Raw genomic sequence first — 23,305 nt, 5'->3', positions numbered from 1 at the left:
TCCTGGAATCTACGGATGGTCAGCGCTGGTCGCCAGTGCCGCCGACCGAGGGGATGGCCTCGCCACCCGGTGCGGCACCCGTACGGGCCGCCTCGATGGACTCCTTGGCGGCCGAGGCGACGGCCTCGGACGTGATCCCGAACTCGCGGTAGAGGATCTTGTAGTCCGCGGACGCGCCGTAGTGCTCGAGGCTCACGGAACGGCCGGCGTCGCCGACCAGGTCGCGCCAGCCCTGGGCGATGCCCGCCTCGACCGAGACGCGGGCCTTGACGCCTGCCGGGAGCACGCTCTCGCGGTACTCGGGGCTCTGCGCGTCGAACCACTCGCGGCTGGGCAGCGAGACCACGCGGGCCGCGATGCCGTCCGCGGCGAGCTGCTCGCGCGCCTCGACCGCGAGCTGGACCTCGGAGCCCGTGCCGATGAGGATCACGTCGGGCGTGCCCTCGGTGTCGAGCAGCACGTAGCCGCCCTTCGCGGTGCCCGAGGCGTCCGCGAAGCCGTCCGTGCCGCGCGGGAACGTCGGGACGTTCTGACGGGTCAGGATGAGGCCCGCGGGGCGGTCGTCGTGCTCGAGGATCGTGCGCCAGGCCCACGCGGTCTCGTTGGCGTCCGCGGGGCGGACGACGTCGAGACCCGGGATCGCGCGCAGCGCGGCGAAGTGCTCGATGGGCTGGTGCGTGGGGCCGTCCTCGCCCAGGCCGATCGAGTCGTGCGTCCAGACGAACGTCGACGGGATCTCCATGAGCGCCGCGAGACGGACCGCGGGGCGCATGTAGTCGGAGAACGTGAGGAACGTGCCGCCGTAGGCACGCGTGCCGCCGTGCAGCACGATCCCGTTGAGGATCGAGCCCATGGCGTGCTCACGGATGCCGAAGTGCAGCGTGCGGCCGTACTCGTGGCCCGGGAACTTCTTGGTCGCGTGCTCGGCCGGGACGAACGAGGGCTCGCCGTCCATGGTCGTGTTGTTCGAGCCCGCGAGGTCGGCCGAACCGCCCCAGAGCTCGGGCAGGGTGTCGGCCAGGGCCGAGAGGACCTTGCCCGAGGCCGCGCGCGTCGCGACGTCCTTGCCGGCCTCGAATGTGGGGAGCGACTCGGTCCAGCCGGCCGGGAGCTCGCGGGCCGTGAGGCGCTCGAGGAGGGCGTTACCCTCGGGGTTCGCGATCTTCCAGGCCTCGAACGCGGTGTCCCAGCGCTCGCGCAGCTCGGCACCGCGCTCGCCGACGGCGCGCGTGTAGGCGAGGACCTCGGGGGAGACGTCGAACGACTTCTCCGGGTCCAGACCGAGCTCGACCTTGAGGCCGCGGATCTCGTCGGCGCCCATGGCCGAGCCGTGGATGCCACCGGTGTTCTGCTTGGTGGGCGAGGGCCAGCCGATGATCGTGCGCAGCGCGATGATCGAGGGCTTGCCGGTCTCGGCCTGGGCCGCGGCGACGGCCGCGGCGAGCTCGTCGACGTTCTCGGCGTAGCCCGTGCCGCCCTGGGTCCAGTCGACCTTCTGGGTGTGCCAGCCGTAGGCCGCGTAGCGCGCGAGGACGTCCTCGGTGAACGCGATGTCGGTGTCGTCCTCGATCGAGATCTTGTTGTCGTCCCAGATCACGATGAGGTTGCCGAGCTGCTGGTGGCCCGCGAGCGACGAGGCCTCGGAGGTCACGCCCTCCTGCAGGTCGCCGTCGGACGCGATGACGTAGACGTGGTGGTCGAACGGGCTCTCGCCCGGCGCGGTCGACGGGTCGAGCAGGCCGCGCTCGCGGCGGGCCGCCATGGCCATGCCGACCGAGGACGCGAGGCCCTGGCCGAGGGGGCCCGTGGTGATCTCCACACCGTTGGTGTGCTTGTACTCGGGGTGGCCGGGGGTCTTGGAGCCCCAGGTGCGCAGCGCCTCGATGTCCTCGATCTCCAGGCCGTAGCCGGCGAGGAAGAGCTGGAGGTAGATCGTCAGCGACGAGTGGCCCGCGGAGAGCACGAAGCGGTCGCGACCGACCCAGTGCGAGTCGGCCGGGTCGTGGCGCATGACCTTCTGGAAGAGCAGGTACGCGGCGGGGGCCAGCGAGATCGCCGTCCCGGGGTGGCCGTTGCCGACCTTCTCGACGGCGTCGGCTGCGAGAGCCTTGATGGTCTTGACAGCCTGGTCGTCCAGGGGGGACCACTCGAGGGGCTGGTTGGCAGGAACGAACGCGTTCACCGGACCTCTTTCCCGTCCGGAGTCTGCGCCCCGGATCTTCGTCGATTCAACTCGGATCAACCGTTGAACTATTCCTTCGCGCGCACCCGGTGACTCACAGGGGGACCGAGGGCGGAGCGGCGGACCGGCCGGTCGCGACGGCGCGCACCGCGAGGTCAGGTCGCCTCGGGTCGCACCGGGGCACCAGGCCGTCGGTTGCTCCGCCCAGCCTATACGTGCGCCCCGAGCGGGCACGTCGCGCGACCATCTCGTGGATTTCGGTCGGATCTCACACTTTTGTTCGGGCGGGCAGGGCAGCGGCGCGAGGGCGGGCGACGTAGCATGGGACGGATGTCCAGCGGGTCGGAGCAGACACGCACCGGCTGCCGGACGACGCCCCCCAGCATTCCTCGCCAGAACGGAACACCGAAGCGCGTGCACACCACGAGCCAGGCACCGATCGACGAGACGGGTATCCCGTCTCGCCCTGCCGCGACCTCCTCGGTCGCCGGACAGGCCCGGGTCTCCTCCGACGGCCATGCCGTCGCGGGGGTCCGCAGAACGATCGGCGCGTACGTCGCCCTGACGAAGCCGCGCATCATCGAGCTCCTGCTCGTGACGACGCTGCCCACCATGATCCTGGCCCAGGGTGGGCTCCCGGACCTGTGGCTCGTCGTCAAGACCCTCGTGGGCGGCACGCTCGCCGCCGCGTCGGCCAACGTCTTCAACTGCTACATCGACCGTGACATCGACGAGCTCATGAACCGCACCAAGCGGCGACCGCTCGTCACGGGGGAGATCACCCCGCGCGCCGCGCTGGTCTTCGCGACCGCGCTCGGCGTGATCGCGCTCGTGTGGTTCGCGTGGCTCGTCAACGCCCCCTCGGCCTGGCTCACGTTTGCGGCCATCGCGATCTACGTCGTGGGCTACACCATGATCCTCAAGCGCCGCACGCCCCAGAACATCGTGTGGGGCGGCATCGCGGGCTGCATGCCGGTCTTCATCGGCTGGTCGGCGGTCACCGGTTCGCTCAGCTGGTCCGCGGTCGCGCTGTTCCTCGTGATCTTCTTCTGGACGCCGCCGCACTACTGGCCGCTGTCGATCAAGTTCAAGAAGGACTACGCGAACGCCGGGGTGCCGATGCTCCCGGTCGTCGCCGACAACCGCAAGGTCGCGCGCGAGATGATCGGCTACACCGTGGCGATGATCGCCTCGTCGCTCGCGCTGTGGTGGCTCGCTCCCATGACGTGGGTCTACGGCGTGGTCGCGATCGGCCTCGGCGCCTGGTTCCTGGCCCTGTGCATCACCATGCTGCGACGGGCCAACGACCCGACCAAGGGCAAGCTCGGGGCCATGAAGGTGTTCCACGCCTCGATCACGTACCTGACCCTGCTGTTCGTCGCCGTCGCGGTCGACGTCTTCCTCCCCTTCTGACGGCCTGGCCGGGACGCACGGGATGACCGTCCGACGAGCGGCCGGCGTGCGATGACGCGCGTCGCCGCCGGTGAGCCCGCGCTCGCCGTCGGGCCCTCGGACGGTCCCCCCGACCCGGAGGCCACGCCTCCCGCTCCGCCCCTGCCTGCCGCCCTCGAGCGCGCCGTGCGCGAGTACCTCGCACACCTCACGGTCGAGCGTGGGCTCTCCCCGAACACGGTCGCGGCCTACCGGCGCGACCTGGCCCGCTACGCCGCGTACCTCGCGGCGCGCGGCCGCACCGAGCCGGCCGAGGTGAGCGCGGCGGACGTCGCGGAGTACGTCACCACGGTCCGCACGGGGGCCGACGGCGCCGCTCTCCTCTCGCCGTCGTCGACGGCCCGGTCGGTGGCCGCGGTGCGCGGGTGGCACCGCTTCTGCGCGCTCGAGGGGCACACGGGGACCGACCCGTCGGCCGAGGTGCGTCCCCCCGCGCAGGGCAAGCGGCTGCCCAAGGCCATCTCCACCGACGAGGTAGAGGCGATCCTCGAGGCCGCCGGGGCGGGGGAGGGGCCGGCGCCGCTGCGCGACCGCGCGCTGCTCGAGCTCGTCTACTCCACGGGGGCCCGCATCTCCGAGGCCGTGAGCCTCGACGTCGACGACCTGGACCTCGAGACCGGTGCGGTGCGCCTGTTCGGCAAGGGCGGCAAGGAGCGCGTGGTGCCCGTCGGGTCGTACGCGGTGCGCGCGCTCGACGCCTACCTCGTGCGGTCACGTCCCGCGCTGGCCGCCACGGGCCGCGGCACGCCCGCGGTCTTCCTCAACACGCGCGGCGCCCGGCTGAGCCGCCAGAGCGCGTGGGCCGTCCTGCGGACCGCGGCCGAGCGGGCCGGGCTCGAGCACCCCGAGCGCATCTCGCCGCACACCCTGCGGCACTCGTTCGCGACCCACCTGCTCGCGGGCGGCGCCGACGTGCGCGTGGTCCAGGAGCTGCTGGGCCACGCCTCGGTCACGACGACCCAGATCTACACGCTCGTGACCCGGGACACGCTGCGCGAGGTGTACGCCTCGGCGCACCCGCGCGCGCTCGGCTGACGTCGCGCCGGATCGCGCCACTCCGGCGCGTGCTCGCGTCCTCGGGAGGACGCTGGGGTAGCGTGGCCGACGTGAGCAGCCAGGCCCCGAGCGAGACACAGGACGCCACCGAACCGTTCGACGCGCGCGTCGGTGCGGGACCCGGGGTCGTCGACGGCGGTGCGGACGTCGCGCCCGACAGCTTCCCGCGGGTCGATCCCGTGGGGCGCACGGTCCCCGACTTCCCCGTCCCGGAGGTGCTCCCCACGCACGGCCCCGGCCGCATCATCGCGATGTGCAACCAGAAGGGCGGGGTCGGCAAGACGACCACGACCATCAACCTGGGGGCCGCGCTGGCCGAGTACGGTCGCCGGGTCCTCCTGGTGGACTTCGACCCGCAGGGCGCCGCCTCGGTGGGCCTGGGCGTGAACCCGCACGAGCTCGACCGCACGGTCTACAACCTGCTCATGGAGCGTGGCGCGGACATCCGCGAGGTCATCGTCCCCACGAACGTCGAGAACCTGGACGTGCTCCCTGCGAACATCGACCTGTCGGCGGCCGAGGTCCAGCTCGTGGGCGAGGTCGCGCGCGAGTCGGTCCTGGCGCGGGTCCTGCGTCCCGTGCTCGACGACTACGACGTGATCCTCGTCGACTGCCAGCCCTCGCTGGGCCTGCTCACGGTCAACGCGCTCACGGCCGCGCACGGCGTGCTCATCCCGCTCGAGTGCGAGTTCTTCGCGCTGCGCGGCGTGGCCCTGCTCGTCGAGACCATCGAGAAGGTGCGCGACCGCCTCAACCCGCGCCTCGAGATCGACGGCATCCTCGCGACCATGTTCGACTCGCGCACGCTGCACTCGCGCGAGGTCGTGGCCCGCGTCCACGAGGCCTTCGGCGACAAGCTGCTGCACACCGTGATCGGGCGCACCGTGAAGTTCCCGGACGCCTCCGTGGCTGCCGAGCCCATCACGGTGTACGCCCCGACCCACCCGGGGGCGACGGCGTACCGTCAGCTCGCCCGCGAGCTGGTCGCCCGTGGCGACGCTGCCTGACACCGCGCAGGCGGCCGCCCCGGTCGCTCCCCTGCAGGAGCCCCCGGCACCCGCGCCGCCCAGCACGGACCGGTACGGCAACCCGGCCTTCGAGGTGCACCTCGAGAACTTCTCGGGCCCGTTCGACCTCCTCCTCTCGCTCATCGCCAAGCACAAGCTCGACATCACCGAGATCGCGCTCGCGCAGGTGACCGACGAGTTCATCGCGTACATCCGCACGGCCGAGCGCCTCGCGCGCGAGGCAGAGACGGCGGAGCGCGCCCAGGCCTCGGAGCCCCGCGGGCCCGACGACGGCGCGCCCGCTGGCGCCTCGTCTCGCCGCCGGCGGCGGGGGCGCGGCGGGCACCCCGGCTGGGACCTGGGCACTGCGAGCGAGTTCCTGCTCGTGGCAGCGACGCTCCTGGACCTCAAGGCCGCGCGACTGCTGCCCACGGGGGACGTCGAGAGCGCCGAGGACCTCGAGCTCCTCGAGGCCCGCGACCTGCTGTTCGCCCGGCTGCTGCAGTACCGCGCGTACAAGCAGGTCTCGGCGGTCATCGCCGAACGGCTCGCGACCGAGGGGCGGCGCTTCCCGCGCGTCGTCCAGCTCGAGCCCCATCTCGCGGCCCTGCTGCCCGAGCTCGTGTGGAAGCTCGGGCCCGATCAGCTCGCGGCGCTCGCGGCCAGGGCGCTCGAGCCCAAGGCGCCCCCGCCCGGGGTGTCGTTGACCCACCTGCACGCGCCCGCGGTGAGCGTGCGCGAGCAGGCGGGGATCGTCGTCGGGCTCCTGCGGCGTGAGGGCGCCGCGTCCTTCCGGACCCTCGTCGCTGACGCGGGCGAGACGATCGTCGTCGTCGCGCGCTTCCTCGCGCTGCTCGAGCTGTTCCGCGAGGGGCTCGTCGCGTTCGAGCAGGTCGAGGCGCTCGGCGAGCTCACGGTCCGGTGGACCGGTGCCACGGGCGACGACGACGGCGCCAGCAGCGGATCTCTCGACGCCGTGCTCGACGACGTGGGCGGCGAGTTCGACGAGCTCGACGAGCAGATCGGGGAGGACGGCGCCGTCGGTGCCGTTCGCCCGACCCACGACAGCGGTGATGATGCCCAGCCGCCCCACGACGGGGCCGAGCCAGGGCAGGACCGGACCGGAGCATGAGCGAGGAGAGCATGACGTACAGCACCGTCGACAGCTCGGCCGCCCCCTCGGGCGACCGGGACGACGACCAGGCGGGACCCGGCTCCCCGACGGGCAGTCCCGCGGTCCCCGGCATCGAGGCGGACGAGACGACGCTCGACCTGGCCCACGTCCCGGGCGGGGCGCTCGCGGCCCTCGAGGCCGTCCTGATGGTCGCCGACGAGCCGATCCCCGCGGTGCAGCTCGCCACGGCGCTCGGGCTCCCGCAGCGCGAGGTCGAGGACCTGCTCGCCGAGCTGTCGGCCGAGTACCGTGGCGAGCTCGGCGGTCGTCCCCGCGGGTTCGAGCTGCGCCAGGCGGGCGGCGGGTGGCGCGTCTACTCGGCGCCCGTGTTCGCCGACGTCGTCGGGCGCTTCCTGCTCGAGGGCCAGACCGCGCGCCTGACGCAGGCCGCTTTGGAGACCCTCGCCGTCATCGCGTACCGTCAACCGGTCACGCGCGGCCAGATCTCGGCCGTGCGCGGCGTGAACGTGGACGGCGTCGTACGGACGCTGACGACCCGCGGGCTCGTCGCGGAGGTCGGCCAGGATCCCTCGACGGGTGCGGTCCTGTACGGAACCACGGGATACTTCATGGAGCGCATGGGCTTCTCGTCCCTCGACGAGCTCCCCGCCCTCGCGCCGCACCTGCCGGACGTCGACTCCATCCTCGACGCCGCCGACAGCACACTCGGAGCGTCCGAGGGTGGGAGCGACCGCGCACAGCCGCGGTCGCCGGCCCTGCCCGACGACGCTCGACCCAGCACGAACGACGAAGGAACATCATGAGCAGCGCACGCGAGGGTGGCCGTCCGGCCGCCCGAGGACAGCGGTCCGAGAACACCTCGGGCACCGGTCGACCGGGCGGTGGGCGGTCGGGAGGTCAGCGGTCCTCGGCCCCCCGCACCGGGGCGGGCCGCGGGTGGGCCGGTGACGCGCAGGCGGGCAAGAGCAAGCCCCCGCGCCGCCCGGTCGCACCCAAGGGCCCCCAGCGCGACGTGCACGTCGCCGACGGCGTGCGCCTCCAGAAGGTCCTCGCGACCGCAGGCCTGGGCTCGCGCCGCGCGTGCGAGGACCTGATCGCCGCGGGCCGCGTCGAGGTCGACGGCGTCCTGGTGCGCGAGCTCGGCGTCCGCGTCGACCCCGAGTCCGCGGTCATCCACGTCGACGGCATGCGCATCCAGCTCGACCAGTCGCTCGTGACGATCGCGCTCAACAAGCCGCTGGGCGTCGTCTCCACGATGCACGACCCCGAGGGGCGCCCCGCGCTCACGCAGTTCGTCGCGACGCGCCCCGAGCGCCTCTTCCACGTCGGGCGTCTCGACGCCGACAGCGAGGGCCTGCTGCTCCTGACGAACGACGGCGAGCTCGCCAACCGGCTCTCGCACCCCAAGTACGAGGTCTCCAAGACCTACCTCGTGTCGGTCGAGGGCCGTGTCGCGGGCAACGTCGCGAACAAGCTGCTCCACGGCATCGAGCTCGAGGACGGCCCGGCCAAGGTCGACCGCTACCGCGTGGTCGACACGACCCCGCAGGCCAGCATGGTCGAGGTCGTCCTGCACGAGGGGCGTCACCGCATCGTGCGCCGCATGTTCGAGGAGATCGGTCACCCCGTGACCCGGCTCGTGCGCACCCGCATCGGGTCGATCCACCTGGGCAACCTGCGCCCCGGCGCGACGCGCGTCCTGGGCCGCACCGAGCTCGGCACCCTCATGAGCGAGGTCGGCCTCTAGCACGCCTCCCCGCCGTCCCGGGCGCCGCGTCACCGCGCGAGCCCGGGACGGCGGACTCCCGACCCGACCCTCCCGTACGAAGGAGTACCCATGCCCGTCCGGGCCATCCGGGGCGCCACGCAGCTCGACGTCGACGAGCGCGAGCACCTCTTCGAGCGCACGCGCGAGCTCGTCCAGGTCGTCCTCGACGCCAACGAGGTCGACACCGCGTCGCTCATCTCGATCTTCTTCACCTGCACGCCGGACCTCGTGGCCGACTTCCCGGCCGCGGCGGCGCGCGAGATGGGGCTCGGCGACGTGCCTCTCATGTGCGCCGTGGAGATCGGCGTGCCCGGGGCGCTGCCCCGCGTCGTGCGCCTCATGGCCCACGCCGAGCTCGACGTGCCCCGGGCCGACGTCCAGCACGTGTACCTGCACGGGGCCACGTCGCTGCGCAAGGACCTGGCCCAGTGAGCGGGGAGCCGCAGGCCACCGCCGTCGCCCGCGGGCTGGTCGTCGCGATCGACGGCCCCTCGGGATCGGGCAAGTCGAGCGTCTCGCGCGCCGTCGCTCGCCGCCTCGGTACCGCCTACCTGGACACCGGTGCGATGTACCGCGCGGCGACCTGGTGGTGCCTCGAGGAACGCGTCGACCTGGCCGACCAGGCCGCCGTGGCCGCGGCCGTCGACGTCATGCCGCTCGTCATGGGGATCGACCCCGCCGCGCCCAGCGTGCACGTCGACGGCACCGACGTGGGCGAGGCGATCCGGACCACCGAGATCTCGACGGCCGTGAGCGCGGTCGCGACCAACCTCGCGGTGCGCGCCGAGCTGCGTCGCCTGCAGCGCGCGATCATCGCCGCGGAGTCGTCGGCGTCCTCGGTCGAGGACGCCGAGAGCGCCGGTACGAGCTTCTCCGGCGGGCGCGGCATCGTGGCCGAGGGGCGCGACATCACGACCGTCGTGGCCCCCGACGCCGACGTCCGCATCCTCCTGACCGCGAGCGAGGAGGCGCGCCTGGCGCGCCGCTCGCTCGAGGTCCACGGCGCCGCCGACGCGGCCGCCGTCGAGGCGACCAGGGACCAGGTCCTGCGCCGCGACCGCGACGACTCGACCGTCTCGCAGTTCCACGTCGCCGCCGACGGCGTCGTCACGGTCGACTCGTCCGACCTCGACTTCGAGCAGACGATCCAGGCCGTGCTCGACGTCGTCGAGCAGGTCATGGCCCCCGCCGCTACGAGGCCCGACGCCGTCACGGGGGGCGAGGGGCCCGCTCGGTGAGCACCCCGCACGTCCCCTCTCCCGCCGGGCCCGCCTGGTCCCGCTGGGTGGGGCGCTTCCTCGCGCGCGTGGTCTGGAACACCCGGGTGGTCGGGGCGGACCGCGTCCCGACCACCGGACCCGTGCTCCTCGCTGCCAACCACACGGGCCTCGTCGACGGGCCGCTCGTGCTGGGCGTCGCGCCCCGGCCCCTGCACGTCCTGGTCAAGGAGGAGATGTTCGTCGGGCCCGTGGGCTGGATCCTGCGCGCGGCCGGACAGATCCCCGTCGACCGGACCGGCGGGCGCGCGGCCCTCGTGACGGCGCTCGCGGTCCTGCGCCGCGACGGGGGAGTGGGTGTGTTCCCCGAGGGCAACCGCGGGCGCGGCGACGCGACCTCGGCGCGCGCGGGCGTGGCCTGGCTCGCGCTCAACGGCCACGCGCCCGTCGTGCCCGTCGCGGTGCTCGGCACGCGCCGCACGGGAGACCGGCTGAGCCGGATCCCGGGGTTCCGTCGCCGCCTGTACGTCGAGTTCGGTGCGCCGGTCGTCGTCGAGAAGCCCGACGGCGTGCGCGGCAAGGCGGCCATGGACGCCGCGAACGAGCAGATCCGGTCGGCTCTCGCGACGCTCGTGACGTCCGCCGTGGACCGCTCGGGCATCGCGCTGCCGGTCGACGGGCCCGAGCGCCCCGGACGCTGAGACGCCCCGTCCGCGTGACGTCGTGCACTCCGGGCGTGTCGCACGGGCTCCTCGTTCGGAGAACTGCCCGGTTGCTGGGAGAATGGTCCCCATGACCACACCCGACCACGCACAGCCCGATGCCCAGGCATCCCTCGACGAGGTGTCGCAGACCCCCGGTGAGACGATCGACCAGGCGAGCGACGTCGTCGGGCAGCCTGAAGACTCGACCGACCCCTACGTCCCCTCCGAGGACGACGAGCAGGACGACGACAGCCGCGAGCGCTCGCTGCGCGCCGGCCTCGCGGACTACGAGCTCGCCGACGAGGACCTCGCGCTCCTGTCCGCGGACGGCGAGGACCTGGACGGCGAAGCCCCTCCGGCGCCCCTGCCCGTCCTCGCGATCGTCGGACGCCCCAACGTGGGCAAGTCCACGCTCGTCAACCGCATCCTCGGCCGCCGCGAGGCCGTGACCGAGGACAAGCCCGGCGTCACGCGCGACCGCGTCTCCTACCCGGCCGAGTGGGCCGGGCGCCAGTTCACGCTCGTCGACACGGGCGGCTGGGAGGTCGACGTCGCCGGCATCGAGGCGCGCGTCGCCGAGCAGGCCGAGGTCGCGATCGCGCTCTCGGACGCCGTCGTGTTCGTCGTCGACGCGACCGTGGGCCCCACGGCCACGGACGAGCGTGTCGTGCGCCTGCTCCGCAAGTCCGGCAAGCCCGTGGTGCTGTGCGCCAACAAGGTCGACGGCGCACGCGGTGAGTCCGACGCGACCGAGCTGTGGAGCCTGGGGCTCGGCGAGCCCCACCCCGTCTCGGCCCTGCACGGCCGTGGCACGGGCGACCTGCTCGACGCCGCCATGAAGGCCCTGCCGCTCGTGTCCGAGCACGCGGTCGTCCTGCCCTCGGGCCCGCGCCGCGTCGCGCTCGTCGGGCGCCCCAACGTGGGCAAGTCCTCGCTGCTGAACAAGGTCGCGGGCTCGGACCGCGTGGTCGTCGACTCGGTCGCCGGCACCACGCGCGACCCGGTCGACGAGCTCGTGCTCCTCAAGGGCATCCCGTGGTGGTTCGTCGACACCGCGGGGATCCGCCGCCGCGTGCACCAGACCAAGGGCGCAGACTTCTACGCCTCGCTGCGCACCCAGGCAGCGATCGAGAAGGCCGAGATCGCGGTCGTGCTCGTGGACGCGTCGGTGCCGCTCACCGAGCAGGACACGCGCGTCATCTCCCAGGTCGTCGACGCGGGCCGTGCGCTCGTCATCGCGTACAACAAGTGGGACCTCATGGACGAGGACCGTCGGCCGTTCCTCGAGCGCGAGATCGAGCAGGACCTCGTCCAGGTCCAGTGGGCACCGCGCGTCAACGTGTCGGCCCGCACCGGCTGGCACACCGACCGCCTGGTGCCCGCGCTCGAGCGCTCGCTCGAGTCCTGGGACAAGCGCATCCCCACGGGACGTCTCAACGCGTTCCTGGGCGAGCTCGTCGCAGCCCACCCGCACCCGCTGCGTGGCGGCAAGCAGCCGCGGATCCTGTTCGCGACCCAGGCGTCCACGCGCCCGCCGCGCTTCGTGATCTTCGCCACGGGCTTCCTCGAGGCCGGCTACCGCCGCTTCATCGAGCGTCGCCTGCGCGAGACCTTCGGGTTCGACGGCACGCCCATCGAGATCTCGGTGCGCGTGCGCGAGAAGCGCAAGCGCTGACGTCGACCTGCGGGGCCCCGGCGGGGCTCCTGCCGGGCGCGTGAGGCGTCGAGAGATCCACGGGAGGGCCGTGCGTGCCGGAAGGCGCGTGCGGCCCTCCCGGGCGTTGCGGGGCGTTGCGGGGCGTTGCGGGGCGCTCAGAGGTGCTCCTTGGGAGCAAGGAGGTCGGCCGTGGTTGGCGCACGGGGACAGAACCGGCGCTGGGAGGGGACCGACCGGCCGCTGAAGACCTGCTGTCGGCGTGCTGGGAGCTGGCTCGGTGCGGGCTGTGCGGACAATGGAGGCGGGCCGAGAACGCGTGATCCAGGCCACTCACCAGCGACGATGCACGGAGTGCGCCCAAAGTGGGGTATTGTTTCTCTCGGCCCTGAAGGGCTGGTGAAGCCCTCCGGGGCTCACGGGCTGTGGCGCAGCTTGGTAGCGCACTTGACTGGGGGTCAAGGGGTCGCAGGTTCAAATCCTGTCAGCCCGACCAAAAGCCCAGGTCAGGAGGTGTTTTTCACCTCCCGACCTGGGCTTCGTCGTTGGAAGCTTCCACAAATGGCACATGGCGTCACGTCATAGCAGTGCTAGGACGGCGGCGACGTCTCCACAAACTTGGACGTGCGGCTCTCCGCACGGTGCGGCATCCAGTGCGAGGCCGACGGTCCCTGCGCTCGCTCGTGGCGACACGCGGTGATGGGAGCCATCGGGCCGCCGCATAGAGACGGCATGGCCCGTAGCAACCGTCTGTTGACCGTGAGCGACCTCGCCGCCCACCAGGGCTCGGCCCGCCGTGCCAGCCACCCCTTCCACGCATCCAGGGCGAGTCCGCGTGCTCCACGTGTCGGGAGTAGGTTGCGGTACCGGCAGGACGACGGCCAGACATGGTCGTACTCGGCCACGATGGAGCCCACATTCGTTTCGATGTCTGGCGGCGATCGACCGCTGGACCTGATCCGGCGGTCGTCATGATGCACAATGGTGGAAGACCTCAGCGTTTACCCGGCACGCACGGCGCCCTGGTCCCGAAGAAGACCGCGAACGGGCGCTGGAGGGTCGATGCCCGTGGAAGCGATGGCGACGGGATAGTGCGTCGCATCCAGGTAACCGAAGACTCGCCGGCCACCGCGATCACCGCGTGGGCGAGGAAGTTCTACTCCAACAGCGGACGCGCGGACAGCGTCACAGACCTGACTGCGAACACATTGTTCGAGACGGTGGCCCGCCTGTGGGTCACCTTGCGCATGGAGGAGGCTCACGCCCCTGGTGGACGGGTGCGGGTTCAGACAGTGGAGCAGGACCTACGGCTGCTGCGTGTCGACGTGGTGCCCGTCATCGGGCAACTCAGGTTGCGTGACCTGACCACTCCGCTGCTGGAACAGTGGTTGGCGTCCATCCGTGGTGCCGACGGTGCGGAACATTCCCTGAATGACAAGCGCCGCAAGTGCAGGTCCCTCGTCAAGCGGATCCTGGACTACGCGATCCGCATGGGTGCGATCGAGGGTGTGAACGTTGCCGAGCGAACCACTGTCCCACCCAAGAGAAGGAGCCAGCCCCGGGCGTTGTCCACGGACGAGATCCACGCTCTCCGGGACGCCGCGCGCCGATGGCGTGCTGACTCGGCGAGGCGTCTCGGGCCCGCCCCGTCCCTCAATCTGGCCGTGCTGGTCGATCTGCTCCTTGGATCCGGGATGCGAATCGGGGAGGCACTCGCATTGCGGTGGGGGAACGTGCACCTTGCGACAGGGCCGGGGGAGCGGTCGACAGTGACGGTGGTGGCGACCATGGTACAGGTTGGCTACCAGTCGGTTCGCCAGGAGGTCACGAAGTCCGAGCGCGGAATGCGCAGCATCACCGTTCCGCCGTTCACCGTCGAATCGCTACGGCTTCTGCGGCCCGACAACGCCGACCCGGATGACCCAGTGTTCAGGACCAGAGTCGGTACCCACTGGCAGACTCAGAACGCACGACGCTCCCTGAAGCAAGCGCTCGAAGCAGCTGGGATCGACCCGAGGTCGCTGCACCCGCACACGCTGCGAGCCACCGTCGCCACCGCCCTCCGGGCGGGTGGGTACGAGGTCGCCACCGCCGCCGCTGTCCTGGGGAACACCGAAGCTGTTACAGCGAATTACTACATCGAAGGCGTGCACACCGCCCCGGACGTTCTCGGCGTACTGCAGGACATCGTCGAACAGGCTGATCCACCGAAAGATGATGCCTGACCGCTGCCTCGTGCCCGGCCGTGGTTCGCTACCGCCACTTCTGTACCGAGGCCGAGAAACGTGCCCATGCGCGTGGCCGACAAGGGACGCTTCCTGCGAGGGGGAGACCTCGCTGACCACTGCCTCATCGCCGCCCCCACCCGCAGCGTCTCGAGCTTCAGCGCCAGCACCCGTCGGGTACCGCACCGAGGTGCCGCGCGAGGCCCCAGACCGAACGCGGGTAGACGAGCGATCGTCAGCAGCGCCGTGTGCGCTTGGGTTGGGTCGAGCGGGCTCGCCCGAAGCCGCTGCGCGAGGCCCTGGCCGACGGCAGCTATGAGAACTTCCTCAAGCCCGACGGCGTGCGTGAGCGCGAGGAAGCCGGCGAGCCGTTCTTCCCCCTCGACCTCGCTGCCCTCGTGCACGAGGAGTCCTCGCACCTGGCGCGCGTGCTGCGCGACGAGGCCCTGCGAGAGGGGACCAACGTTGTGATCGACTCCGTGCTGTCCAAGCCGGCACCCGCGGTCGAGCTCGGTGAGAAGTTGGCGGCCGTGGGGTACGAGGTCGAGGTCGTGGACGTCGAGGTGCCCTACGAGCTCTCCCAGGCCCGCATCGCCCAGCGCTGGCGCCAGTCCTACGAGGGCGCCGTCGTGACCGGCGACGGGCTCGGCGGCCGCTGGGTCCCGAGCATCTACGCCCGCGACGTCTTCAACGGCCCCGACGGGCGCTCCCGCTCCCAGGAGTCCGCGGCCGCCCTCGCCACCTCGTGCCCGGCCGTAGTCCGCTACCGCCGCTTCTGGACAGAGGCCGAGAACACGCCCATGCGCGTGGAGACCGACAAGGGACGCTTCCAACGCGGGGGAGACCTCGTCGACCACAGCCTCATCACCGCGCGCACCCGCAGCGCCACGAGCTTCGGCACCAGCACCCGGCCAACCCCGCACCGAGGCGGCGCGCGAGGCCCGCAGACCGAACGCGAGTAGACGAGCGATCCCCGCCCGTCCCGGGACGCGACGACGCCCCGGCAGGCAGGGGGAGCAGCCGGGGCGTCGTCAGGGGGATCGTAGCGCTTGGCGACGCCCAGCAACCCACGAGGACCAAGGCTGAGCGACGCGACCGAACCTCATCGCATCCGGGAGCGTTGGGCGCGTGTGAGGCGGCTGCCGCGGGCGGAGCGGACTTGGTTGAGGCCAGACTTTGAACACCTGACTTGGCTTCGTTGCCTACCTTGAACACCTGAGCTGTCTCAGTCCCCGTCGACGGGCGGTCGCGTCGGCGGCTGGGCTTCCTCGACCGGGACGTCGGGCCGCGCACCTGGCGGGATCCCATATTCGAGACCTTCAGTATTCCTAGCGCTTCGGAACGGCCCACGGTGCTCGGATGCGCCGAGCGCTGCCCCGGCTGCTGAGACCGACAGCCTCCGTGTCGTGGTTCCAGCGCCAGCGCTGTGGTGGTGCTGCGGGCTGGTCAGCGGGGCGAGACGCGGACTGAAGCGCCCTTGGGGCCTTCGCCCTGCATGATCGGCACGGCGAAGCTCTCTTCGGCGCTGCCGTACTTGGCCTCGTAGGCAGCGTCGATCGCGGCCTCGTCGTCGCTGCCGGCGTCTTCGAAGGTGACCTCGTAGTCGACGCCGTCCACGCGCACGCGCCCGGCCTTCTGAGTGATCGCGGCCTGGTACCAGCGTGAGTCTTTGCCGTTGGCTGCGCGGACGTAGACCTTGCCGTCCACGACCAGTGCCCAGGTCTGGGTGGGGGTGCCGTAGGTGACCCCGTCTTCGCGGAACGGGGAGACGAAGAGGTCTTCGTGTTCGATGATCGTGCGGAGCTGGTCTGTGGTCCAGGCGGTCATGGTCTCTCTCTCGGGTGGTGCGGTGGTCAGAGGTCGATCGAGGCCATGTTGGCGTCGTCGTGTCGTGCGCCAGCGGCGGGCTGCAGGGTGTCGAGGCGGTGGATCTGGTCGGTGGTGAGTTCGATGCTGTCGGCTGCGGTGTTCTCTTCGACGCGGTTCACGCGGCGAGTTCCCGGGATGGGGGCGATGTCCTCGCCGCGGGTGAGCAGCCATGCCAGTGCGGTCTGCGCGGGCGTCGCGTCGATCTCAGCACCGATGGCCTTCACCTCATCGACGAGAGCGAGGTTGCGGCGGAAGTTCTCCCCGGTGAATCGCGGGTTGGTCTTGCGCCAGTCGTCATCGGCGAAGTCGTCGACAGTGCGGATCTGGCCGGTGAGCAGGCCGTGGCCGAGCGGGGAGTAGGGCACCAGGCCGATGCTGAGCTCGCGCAAGAGAGGGAGGATCTCGGCCTCCACGTCACGGGTCCACAGGGAGTACTCGGTCTGCAGTGCAGTGACGGGCTGAATGGCGTGGGCGCGGCGGATGGTTTCCGGTGAAGCCTCCGAGAGCCCGAAGTGCAGGACCTTACCTTCGGCGATCAGCTCGGCGACGGCGCCTGCGGTCTCTTCGATCGGGGTGCTGCGGTCGACGCGGTGCTGGTAGTACAGGTCGATGTGGTCGGTGCCAAGACGCTGGAGGGAGCCTTCGACGGCGATGCGGATGTTCTGCGGGCTGCTGTTTGCATTGCGCCCACCTGCTGCATGGGAGAACAGGCCGAACTTCGTGGCGAGGACGACCTCGTCGCGACGGCCGGCGATCGCACGGCCGACGATCTCCTCGCTGAGGAACGGCCCGTAGATCTCGGCCGTGTCGATGTGCGTAACGCCGAGGTCGAGGGCGCGGTGGATGGTGCGGATCGACTCGGCATCATCCAAGGCGCCCTCGGAGGTGTAGGTACCGGCCATGGTCATGGCACCCAGACCGATTCGGGAGACCTCGAGGTCTGCCAGGTGTGCAGTCTTCATCAGGGGACTTCTCTCAGTCGTGTGAGGTCGTGGTGGGTCCTGTCGCCACGGGTGGGGCGTCCGAAGGGGCGTGTGATCAGGCCTGGTCGGTGGGCACGATCCACAGCTCGCCGATCGATGTGCGGCGGGATCGGGTGACCATGAACGCAACGCCGTCCGCGACGTCCGAGGGCAGGCGTCAGTGCGGGGTACTGGTCGCGCCCGCCGCGGGGTTGGACGCGACCAGCAGGAGCGCTCAGGCCCCGTAGGTGAGGGATGCCGAGAGCTCGCGGTGGGCGTCGATCTGGGACTGGATGGTGGCGAGGTTCTGCTCCTCGCTGGCCATGCCGTCGGCGCCGGCGATGAAGCGCAGCGGCAGGTCGCCGGAGTCGGAGAGAGTCACGAGAGCACGGGCGAGCTTCTTGGGGTCGCCGCCCTGCTGGCCGTTCATGGCCTTCCAGGCCTCGATGGTCGTGGCGGTGCGCTCGGCGTAGTCCTCGATCTCGAGCTCGGGCCAGATGGTCGAGGAGCCCTCGACCAGGAGCTCGGTGCGGAAGAAGCCGGGCTCGACAGCCATCGTCTTGATGCCGAAGGGCTCAAGGTCGAAGCGCAGCGACTCCATCCAGCCCTCGAGGGCGAACTTCGAGGCGGCGTAGGCAGCGCAGAACTCCTGGCCGATGAGGCCAGCCATCGAGGTGACGGTGATGACCTGGCCCGAGCGCTGGCGGCGCATGACAGGCAGCACCGCGCGGGTGACGTTGAGGGGACCGAAGAAGTTGGTCTCCATCTGAGCGCGCAACTGGGCGTCGCTGATGTTCTCGAAGTACCCGGCGTAGAAGTTGCCGGCGTTGTTGACCAGCACATCAATGCGCCCGAAGCGCTCGACCGCTGCTGCCGTGGCGGCCTCAGCCGCGGCAGGGTCGGTGATGTCGAGCGAGACGGTCAGCAGGTTCTCGTGCTCGCCGATCGCGGCGAGCACACGGCTCGCGTCGCGCCCGGTGGCCACTACAGAATGCCCAGCGGCCAAGGCCGCCTGGGCGATGTCGATACCCATGCCGCGGCCGGCACCGGTGATGAACCAGACGGAACTTTGCTTGCTCATGTGATCTCCTCCAGGGTGCGGATCGACCTCGTTGGCCGGTCTCGTGGTGTGATGAGATCCAGTCAAGAACATCTCCTGGGGGCCAGGCAGACCCCACCTATACGGTTAATGGCAGTACCCCCCTAGGCGCGGATTCCTGTCGTAGGTTCGGTGCATGGACACCTCCGCCGACATCCGCGAGTTCCTTACCTCTAGGCGCGCCCGGCGCACGCCCGCCGAGGCCGGGCTCCCCGATTTCGGCGGTCGGCGCCGTGTTCCGGGGTTGCGCCGCGAAGAGGTGGCGCTGTTGGCCGGGATGAGCGTGGAGTACTACGTCCGCCTCGAGCGCGGGAACGCCAAGGGAGTCTCAGAGTCGGTCCTCGACGGCATCAGCCGGGCCCTCGACCTCGACGACGCTGAACGTAGCCACCTCTATGACCTCGTGCGAGCCGCGAACGACGGCGCACACCCTCGCCGCAGGCGCGGCCCGTCGCGCGCGGAGAAGGTCCCGCAGTCCGTCCAACAGCTCCTGGACGCCATGCGAGATGTCCCGGCGTTCGTTCAGAACGGCCGGCTCGACCTGCTTGCCACCAACGCACTCGGTCGAGCAGTGTTCTCCGAGCTCTACGTCCAGCCCCAGCGCCCCGCAAACTTCGGCCGTTTCGTCTTCCTCGAACCCCGGGCCCTGGACTTCTACCGCGACTGGGACGAGGCCGCCGCGCAGACCGTCGCGCTCCTGCGCTCTGAAGCAGGACGGTCCCCCCACGACCGCGTCCTCAGCGACCTTGTGGGCGAGCTCTCGGTCAAGAACGAGACTTTCCGAGCCCTCTGGGCATCACACGACGTCCGACAGCACAGCACCGGGATCAAGAGCATTACCCACCCGGTCGTCGGTGACCTCGACCTGAACTACGAGGCGATGGCTCTCGCCTCAAGCCCCGGCCTCCAACTCATCGCCTACAGCGCACCCCCCACCAGCACCACCGCCGACGCACTGACCATGCTCGCGAGCTGGTCAGTCACCCACCGCGAACCCGCCACGACAACAGCAGAACCGCGCGAAGGCCCGTAGCCATATCGAGGGCGCGCTCACCATCCGCTCACGCCGACAGCGAGCTCCGAGCGCACGGCGAACCACGCACCCCTGGGGTTAGGTGTGCGCGCACCCCGGCCGGGTGCGCCCAAGCCTGCCCAACCCTGACGAACTCCAGGAGAACAACCGCACTATGACAGACCTCGCAGCGCCCATCTCTTGGGGCGCGTTCCGATCGGCCAACCGCATTGCACTGGCCCCGATGACCAACAAGCAGAGCCACTCCGACGGAAGGCTTAGCGACGTCGAGATCGCCTGGCTCGCTCGCCGAGCCGTAGGCGGCTTCGGCACCATCATCACCGGCGGCTACGCGGTCTCGCCAGAGGGCAGAGTCTGGGAGGGACAGGCTGGCGTCTACTCCGACGACCACATCGCGCCGCTTGCACGGCTCGCCACAGCCCTGGCGCCGACAAGCACACCCGGCATCGTGCAGCTCATCCACGGCGGTTCTCGCTTCACTCCCGAGATCGCGCACACACAAGGAATCTCTGCATCAGCAGGAAGCAGCTGGCGGTCAGCGACAGACCGCGACATCGAGCACCTCATCGACGCGCACCGCTCCGCAGCGCTCCGCGTACAGGCAGCAGGCCTGCAGGGAATCGAGATCCACGCCGCACACGGCTACCTCCCCGCACAGTTCATCAGCCCGACGGAGAACACCCGCACAGACCAGTGGGGCGGAGACTTGAACGCCCGGGCCAGCTTCTTGCGATCGCTCGTACAGACCGTCCGATCCGCGGTCGGATCCGACTTCGCCGTCGGCGTTCGGCTCTCCGCAGAGGACCTACGGCGAGGTATCACTCCCCAAGAGACGGCGACCATCGCAGGCTGGATCGCGCAGGACGGGATCGACTACCTGCACCTGTCACTGCGCAACGCGCTCGCCACATCGGCCGAGCCCCCGTATACCCACCCCCTCCGCCTCATCCGGGCCGCGATCCCCTCCGAGCTCCGTCTCGTCGTCGCGGGAAAGCTATGGAGCCCGCAGGACGCGAAGCTCGCTCTGACACAGGGTGCAGACATCGTCGCCCTGGGACACGCAGCCATCCACCACCCGAACTGGCCCCAGGGCATGGCCGATCCGACATGGACCCCGACACCACCACCCACGAGCACAACTCGACTGACCGAGCTCGGAGCCAGCGCCCCCCTCCTCCGATACCTGCGCGAGAACTGGCCCGAGACGGTCATGGACGACACATCCGAGGACCACACACCTGGTACGCCGTAGGGCCAGGCGATGTTCTCGGCTGCGGCCACCTGACAGAGGAAGCTAGCAATCGAGACGGACACGGATGAACCGCAGCGGGTGGCGGTAGGAAGTCCCGGACCAGGCGGTGTCAGCTGAGACCTCCACGACGAACGGCTCGATGAGGGTCAGGTCGATCGGCGCCGTCCGGGCCGCGAATCGCCCGAACATCCCGGGCGAGATCCGCGCCGGCCACGGGTGCTCGCCCGACGGCGCCCGTAAGACCGGGACCAGGGCGCCCCGCGCGCCGGGGGAGAGCAGTGTCGTGCGACCCACGACCCGCAGCCTGCCGTCGATTGGGAACCCGACGACGACGCCGCGTGGCGACGCCTGCGCGCTGGCCTGCCAGATGGCTGGCGCGTCGTCTCCGTGCGACGAGCGAAAGCCCAAGCGCGGCCGGTGTGTGGGGACGCTATAGGTCGCCGTCCGTAGCGGTGTCCGAGTCGTCGTCAGCGTCTCGACTCTTGGGTTCTGAGCCAGCCTCTTGAGTCGGGTTGTGGGGAAATTTGCGCATGGTCGCTGCGATGTCCCTGAGAACGCTCGGGGATATGCCGGGCGTGAGGTTGCGCATGTCTGCGGCGAGGGCTCCGAGAACGCTTGGGGGTATGTCGGGCGTGAGGTTGCGCATGTCTGCGGCGAGGGCTCCGAGAACGCTTGGGGGTACGCCGGGAGAGGAGAGTTCGCTCATTGCCGAGGCAAGAGAGCTGCGGGTGCTCTCGGAGAAGGCAAGTGTGTTGAGTTCGCTCATGTTCGCCCTCAGGGCGGCGAGGGCTCTCGCGGAGCGCTCCTCGGATGCGAACGCGGAGACCAGGGCAAGGTTGGCAAGCGCGGCGCGCTCCGCCCGCGCGGCGTACAGCTCTTCCTCCTCGGCGAGGTCGTCGTCCGAGACGGTCACGTCTAGGACGGAGGCCAACTTCAGCAGGTCTTGGGACCGAAGTTGGTAGTAGTTGCGTCCGGTCTTCTCCCGGAACTCGCTGACTAGGAGGGGGTGAGGAACGGTGGGCAGGCGGTTGCCTCCGATCGACCACCAGTCGGGCTTGGTTTCGTCGGTGATCAGTACGACATCAGTGTCGTTGCGCTTCGCCATCGTCAGAACTTCACGCCACAGGAGGTAGTCGCCGGCGGCTGCAGCAGGTCCACGATTCTCGATCTTGCCGGTGTCGGCGTAGCCCGGGGGAAGGCTCAGCGGGACGCGAACTGCGATGAACTCCTGGACGCGGCGGGCGAGCTTTTTCGGGCTGGGGGCCTTCCCGATTCTTCCCTCCAACAGTTCCTCGAGGGCGTCGAGCACGGGATCCTGTCGCAGGTCGATGAGATGAGCGTCCTCTTTGGCGAGTTCCTTCAGCCCGTCCAGGATCTGGGCCAGCGCGGGCTCGACTAGGTCACGGACCTGCTTGGCTGATTCCGCGTACCTGTTCTCACCGCCGAACTGCTTGACGGCCTTGGAGAGGGTCCCGATCACGGCCTCCAAGGCGGAGTACTCCGTGCGGATGTCCTGCACGACCTCCCGGCGGTTCCGGTGGAACTCCACGCCCACCTGATGAGGGACGAACAGCCGACTACCGATCTTGCGGAGCACCGAGAGTCGCGTCTCGCGAAGCTCTGGCGAGACCCGGTACAGCCCCAGAAGGATGTTCGTGTCGAGCACGACCGTTGCTTTGATGAGCGCCTCGTTCACGGCGTCTTTGGGGGGGAGGTCGTAGTGGTGCTGGAAGGTTGTGCGCACGTCGTCAGGGTAGCGGGGGTCGTACAGGGACGGCCTTGCCGATCCCAAGTGGTGCAGCAACGTTCTCGAGGTCGGCCAGGTGGCGGTAGAGAGTGTCCCGGGAGACGCCGATGGCGCGGGCAACGGCGGCGCGAGACTGTCCGCCGGCCAGGGCGACGCGTGCGGTGTCGATGCGGTCGGGGGTCATGACTGTGGGGCGGCCCCCGACACGGCCGCGGGCTCGAGCGGCGGCGAGGCCGTCGAGGGTGCGTTCGCGGGCGAGGTCGGCTTCCATCTGTGCGACGGCCGCGAGGACGTGGACCATGAGGCGTCCGGCCGCGCTCGAGGTGTCTAGGGTCTCGGAGAGCGATCGCAGGGTGACGGCGCGCTCGTCGAGGTCGCGCACTAGGCGGGCGACGTGGGCGGCGGAGCGGCCGAGGCGGTCGAGCTTTGTGACGACGAGGGTGTCTCCTTCGCGCAGGCCGCCAAGTACTCGTGCGAGCTCGGGGCGGTCCTCGCGGGCGCCGGAGGCCTTTTCCACGACGACGTCGCGCTCGTCGACGCCGCCGGGACCGGTGAGGGCGTCGATCTGGGCGTCGAGGTTCTGCGCGGTCGTCGAGACGCGGGCGTAGCCGTAGGTGTGAGCCATGCGCTGACGGTAGCGAAAACCCCCGGGTCGCGTTCTGCGACACCGGGGGTTTTCGGGCACTAGTTCTGCGACATGTTCTGACGGCTGTGAGTCGCATCGCTTGGTGGCGTAGTTGTTGGATCGGTGAGTGACCGATGAGGAGGGCTCGTCTGGCGGCGTGGACGCTGGGGAGATTGGCCTGTCAGGGTCTGCCCCCGGTTTGGTTGACACTCGGGGTTTGCAGTAGTCAGGCCGCGCGGGTGGATCGAAGGACATCACGCCGGCCTCAACCTGACACCAGACGTCGTATCAGCACTGGGACGATCTGGCGACCGTGTT

Annotated in this window: 21 protein-coding genes and 1 tRNA gene; 15 read left to right on the top strand and 7 right to left on the bottom strand. The window is 70.5% G+C overall.

The annotated features are described in order from the left end of the window. Nucleotides 1–19 precede the first annotated feature (19 nt). Complete coding sequence (tkt, locus tag ACIPWA_RS17975; protein ID WP_400291921.1) at nt 20–2,182, bottom strand: transketolase; 2,163 nt, start codon at nt 2,180–2,182, stop codon at nt 20–22. Between the two features lie 414 nt (nt 2,183–2,596). Between tkt and ACIPWA_RS17970 the strand changes: the two genes are divergently transcribed. From ACIPWA_RS17970 to ACIPWA_RS17910, 13 genes are all read left to right on the top strand, one after another. Next, nucleotides 2,597–3,595 carry a heme o synthase gene (locus ACIPWA_RS17970; protein ID WP_400291919.1) on the top strand — a complete coding sequence of 333 codons (999 nt, stop codon included), beginning with the start codon at nt 2,597–2,599 and terminating at the stop codon, nt 3,593–3,595. Nucleotides 3,596–3,646: 51 nt separating this feature from the next. After that, nucleotides 3,647–4,669: a site-specific tyrosine recombinase XerD gene (gene xerD, locus ACIPWA_RS17965; RefSeq protein WP_400291917.1), complete on the top strand. Its 1,023-nt coding sequence runs from the start codon at nt 3,647–3,649 to the stop codon at nt 4,667–4,669. Between the two features lie 200 nt (nt 4,670–4,869). Continuing rightward, on the top strand, nt 4,870–5,697 hold the full coding sequence (locus tag ACIPWA_RS17960; protein WP_056761924.1) for a ParA family protein: 828 nt from the start codon (nt 4,870–4,872) through the stop codon (nt 5,695–5,697). A gap of 31 nt (nt 5,698–5,728) precedes the next feature. After that, complete coding sequence (locus ACIPWA_RS17955) at nt 5,729–6,829, top strand: segregation and condensation protein A (RefSeq protein ID WP_400292063.1); 1,101 nt, start codon at nt 5,729–5,731, stop codon at nt 6,827–6,829. 11 nt (nt 6,830–6,840) lie between these two features. Continuing rightward, on the top strand, nt 6,841–7,635 hold the full coding sequence (gene scpB / locus ACIPWA_RS17950) for an SMC-Scp complex subunit ScpB (protein WP_400291916.1): 795 nt from the start codon (nt 6,841–6,843) through the stop codon (nt 7,633–7,635). Next, on the top strand, nt 7,632–8,579 hold the full coding sequence (locus ACIPWA_RS17945) for a pseudouridine synthase (protein ID WP_082608944.1): 948 nt from the start codon (nt 7,632–7,634) through the stop codon (nt 8,577–8,579). Before scpB ends, ACIPWA_RS17945 begins: the two co-directional genes overlap by 4 nt. Before the next feature lie 90 nt (nt 8,580–8,669). Next, entirely contained in the window at nt 8,670–9,032 is a 363-nt protein-coding gene (gene aroH / locus ACIPWA_RS17940; protein WP_400291915.1) for a chorismate mutase, read from the top strand. Further along, a complete protein-coding gene (cmk, locus tag ACIPWA_RS17935) occupies nt 9,029–9,838 on the top strand; it encodes a (d)CMP kinase (protein WP_400291914.1) in 810 nt (269 codons plus the stop codon). The genes aroH and cmk overlap by 4 nt, the downstream gene beginning before the upstream one ends. Further along, entirely contained in the window at nt 9,835–10,518 is a 684-nt protein-coding gene (locus ACIPWA_RS17930) for a lysophospholipid acyltransferase family protein (RefSeq protein ID WP_400291912.1), read from the top strand. Before cmk ends, ACIPWA_RS17930 begins: the two co-directional genes overlap by 4 nt. Before the next feature lie 91 nt (nt 10,519–10,609). Next, on the top strand, nt 10,610–12,196 hold the full coding sequence (gene der, locus ACIPWA_RS17925) for a ribosome biogenesis GTPase Der (RefSeq protein WP_056651616.1): 1,587 nt from the start codon (nt 10,610–10,612) through the stop codon (nt 12,194–12,196). Between the two features lie 398 nt (nt 12,197–12,594). Then, nucleotides 12,595–12,671: transfer RNA gene (locus ACIPWA_RS17920), tRNA-Pro, on the top strand. Nucleotides 12,672–13,062: 391 nt separating this feature from the next. Then, nucleotides 13,063–14,400, top strand: coding sequence for a tyrosine-type recombinase/integrase (locus ACIPWA_RS17915; RefSeq protein WP_191796941.1), 1,338 nt, complete (start codon nt 13,063–13,065; stop codon nt 14,398–14,400). Nucleotides 14,401–14,648: 248 nt separating this feature from the next. Further along, nucleotides 14,649–15,362, top strand: coding sequence for a zeta toxin family protein (locus ACIPWA_RS17910; protein WP_082618211.1), 714 nt, complete (start codon nt 14,649–14,651; stop codon nt 15,360–15,362). A 484-nt stretch (nt 15,363–15,846) separates the two neighbouring features. Here the strand turns inward: ACIPWA_RS17910 and ACIPWA_RS17905 are convergent, their stop codons facing one another. From ACIPWA_RS17905 to ACIPWA_RS17895, 3 genes are all read right to left on the bottom strand, one after another. Next, a complete protein-coding gene (locus ACIPWA_RS17905) occupies nt 15,847–16,227 on the bottom strand; it encodes a DUF2255 family protein (RefSeq protein WP_056761863.1) in 381 nt (126 codons plus the stop codon). Between the two features lie 26 nt (nt 16,228–16,253). Then, nucleotides 16,254–17,231, bottom strand: coding sequence for an aldo/keto reductase (locus ACIPWA_RS17900; RefSeq protein ID WP_400291909.1), 978 nt, complete (start codon nt 17,229–17,231; stop codon nt 16,254–16,256). A 235-nt stretch (nt 17,232–17,466) separates the two neighbouring features. Then, the gene (locus ACIPWA_RS17895; protein ID WP_400291908.1) at nt 17,467–18,312 is read right to left on the bottom strand and encodes an SDR family oxidoreductase; all 846 of its coding nucleotides are present in this window, start codon (nt 18,310–18,312) and stop codon (nt 17,467–17,469) included. 154 nt (nt 18,313–18,466) lie between these two features. On the opposite strand from ACIPWA_RS17895, the gene ACIPWA_RS17890 reads away from it, so the two are divergent. Further along, nucleotides 18,467–19,363: a helix-turn-helix domain-containing protein gene (locus tag ACIPWA_RS17890; protein WP_400291907.1), complete on the top strand. Its 897-nt coding sequence runs from the start codon at nt 18,467–18,469 to the stop codon at nt 19,361–19,363. A gap of 154 nt (nt 19,364–19,517) precedes the next feature. Continuing rightward, nucleotides 19,518–20,615: an NADH:flavin oxidoreductase gene (locus ACIPWA_RS17885; protein WP_400291906.1), complete on the top strand. Its 1,098-nt coding sequence runs from the start codon at nt 19,518–19,520 to the stop codon at nt 20,613–20,615. A gap of 42 nt (nt 20,616–20,657) precedes the next feature. Here ACIPWA_RS17885 and ACIPWA_RS17880 read toward each other — a convergent pair whose 3' ends face one another. The 3 genes from ACIPWA_RS17880 to ACIPWA_RS17870 all read right to left on the bottom strand — a co-directional run bounded on the left by ACIPWA_RS17880 (nt 20,658) and on the right by ACIPWA_RS17870 (nt 22,987). Continuing rightward, nucleotides 20,658–20,909, bottom strand: a complete 252-nt coding sequence (locus ACIPWA_RS17880) for a hypothetical protein (RefSeq protein ID WP_400291905.1) — start codon at nt 20,907–20,909, stop codon at nt 20,658–20,660. Between the two features lie 136 nt (nt 20,910–21,045). Further along, the gene (locus tag ACIPWA_RS17875; RefSeq protein WP_400291904.1) at nt 21,046–22,359 is read right to left on the bottom strand and encodes a PIN-like domain-containing protein; all 1,314 of its coding nucleotides are present in this window, start codon (nt 22,357–22,359) and stop codon (nt 21,046–21,048) included. A gap of 4 nt (nt 22,360–22,363) precedes the next feature. After that, a complete protein-coding gene (locus ACIPWA_RS17870) occupies nt 22,364–22,987 on the bottom strand; it encodes a recombinase family protein (protein WP_400291902.1) in 624 nt (207 codons plus the stop codon). Between the last annotated feature and the right edge of the window lie 318 nt (nt 22,988–23,305).

The sequence above is a fragment of the Oerskovia enterophila genome (assembly GCF_044748475.1).
GTDB classification, from domain to species: domain Bacteria; phylum Actinomycetota; class Actinomycetes; order Actinomycetales; family Cellulomonadaceae; genus Oerskovia; species Oerskovia enterophila.
Note: the sequence above shows the minus strand (reverse complement) of the source record. Positions and strands in the feature narration are given on the sequence as shown.

What these genes read in the sequence shown, in the direction of transcription:
- xerD (WP_400291917.1), top strand. Translation starts at nt 3,647, where the DNA reads ATGACGCGCGTCGCCGCCGGTGAGCCCGCGCTCGCCGTCGGGCCCTCG.
- scpB (WP_400291916.1), top strand. Translation starts at nt 6,841, where the DNA reads ATGACGTACAGCACCGTCGACAGCTCGGCCGCCCCCTCGGGCGACCGG.
- ACIPWA_RS17945 (WP_082608944.1), top strand. Translation starts at nt 7,632, where the DNA reads ATGAGCAGCGCACGCGAGGGTGGCCGTCCGGCCGCCCGAGGACAGCGG.
- aroH (WP_400291915.1), top strand. Translation starts at nt 8,670, where the DNA reads ATGCCCGTCCGGGCCATCCGGGGCGCCACGCAGCTCGACGTCGACGAG.
- der (WP_056651616.1), top strand. Translation starts at nt 10,610, where the DNA reads ATGACCACACCCGACCACGCACAGCCCGATGCCCAGGCATCCCTCGAC.
- ACIPWA_RS17915 (WP_191796941.1), top strand. Translation starts at nt 13,063, where the DNA reads ATGGTCGTACTCGGCCACGATGGAGCCCACATTCGTTTCGATGTCTGG.
- ACIPWA_RS17905 (WP_056761863.1), bottom strand. Translation starts at nt 16,227, where the DNA reads ATGACCGCCTGGACCACAGACCAGCTCCGCACGATCATCGAACACGAA.
- ACIPWA_RS17900 (WP_400291909.1), bottom strand. Translation starts at nt 17,231, where the DNA reads ATGAAGACTGCACACCTGGCAGACCTCGAGGTCTCCCGAATCGGTCTG.
- ACIPWA_RS17895 (WP_400291908.1), bottom strand. Translation starts at nt 18,312, where the DNA reads ATGAGCAAGCAAAGTTCCGTCTGGTTCATCACCGGTGCCGGCCGCGGC.
- ACIPWA_RS17890 (WP_400291907.1), top strand. Translation starts at nt 18,467, where the DNA reads ATGGACACCTCCGCCGACATCCGCGAGTTCCTTACCTCTAGGCGCGCC.
- ACIPWA_RS17885 (WP_400291906.1), top strand. Translation starts at nt 19,518, where the DNA reads ATGACAGACCTCGCAGCGCCCATCTCTTGGGGCGCGTTCCGATCGGCC.
- ACIPWA_RS17870 (WP_400291902.1), bottom strand. Translation starts at nt 22,987, where the DNA reads ATGGCTCACACCTACGGCTACGCCCGCGTCTCGACGACCGCGCAGAAC.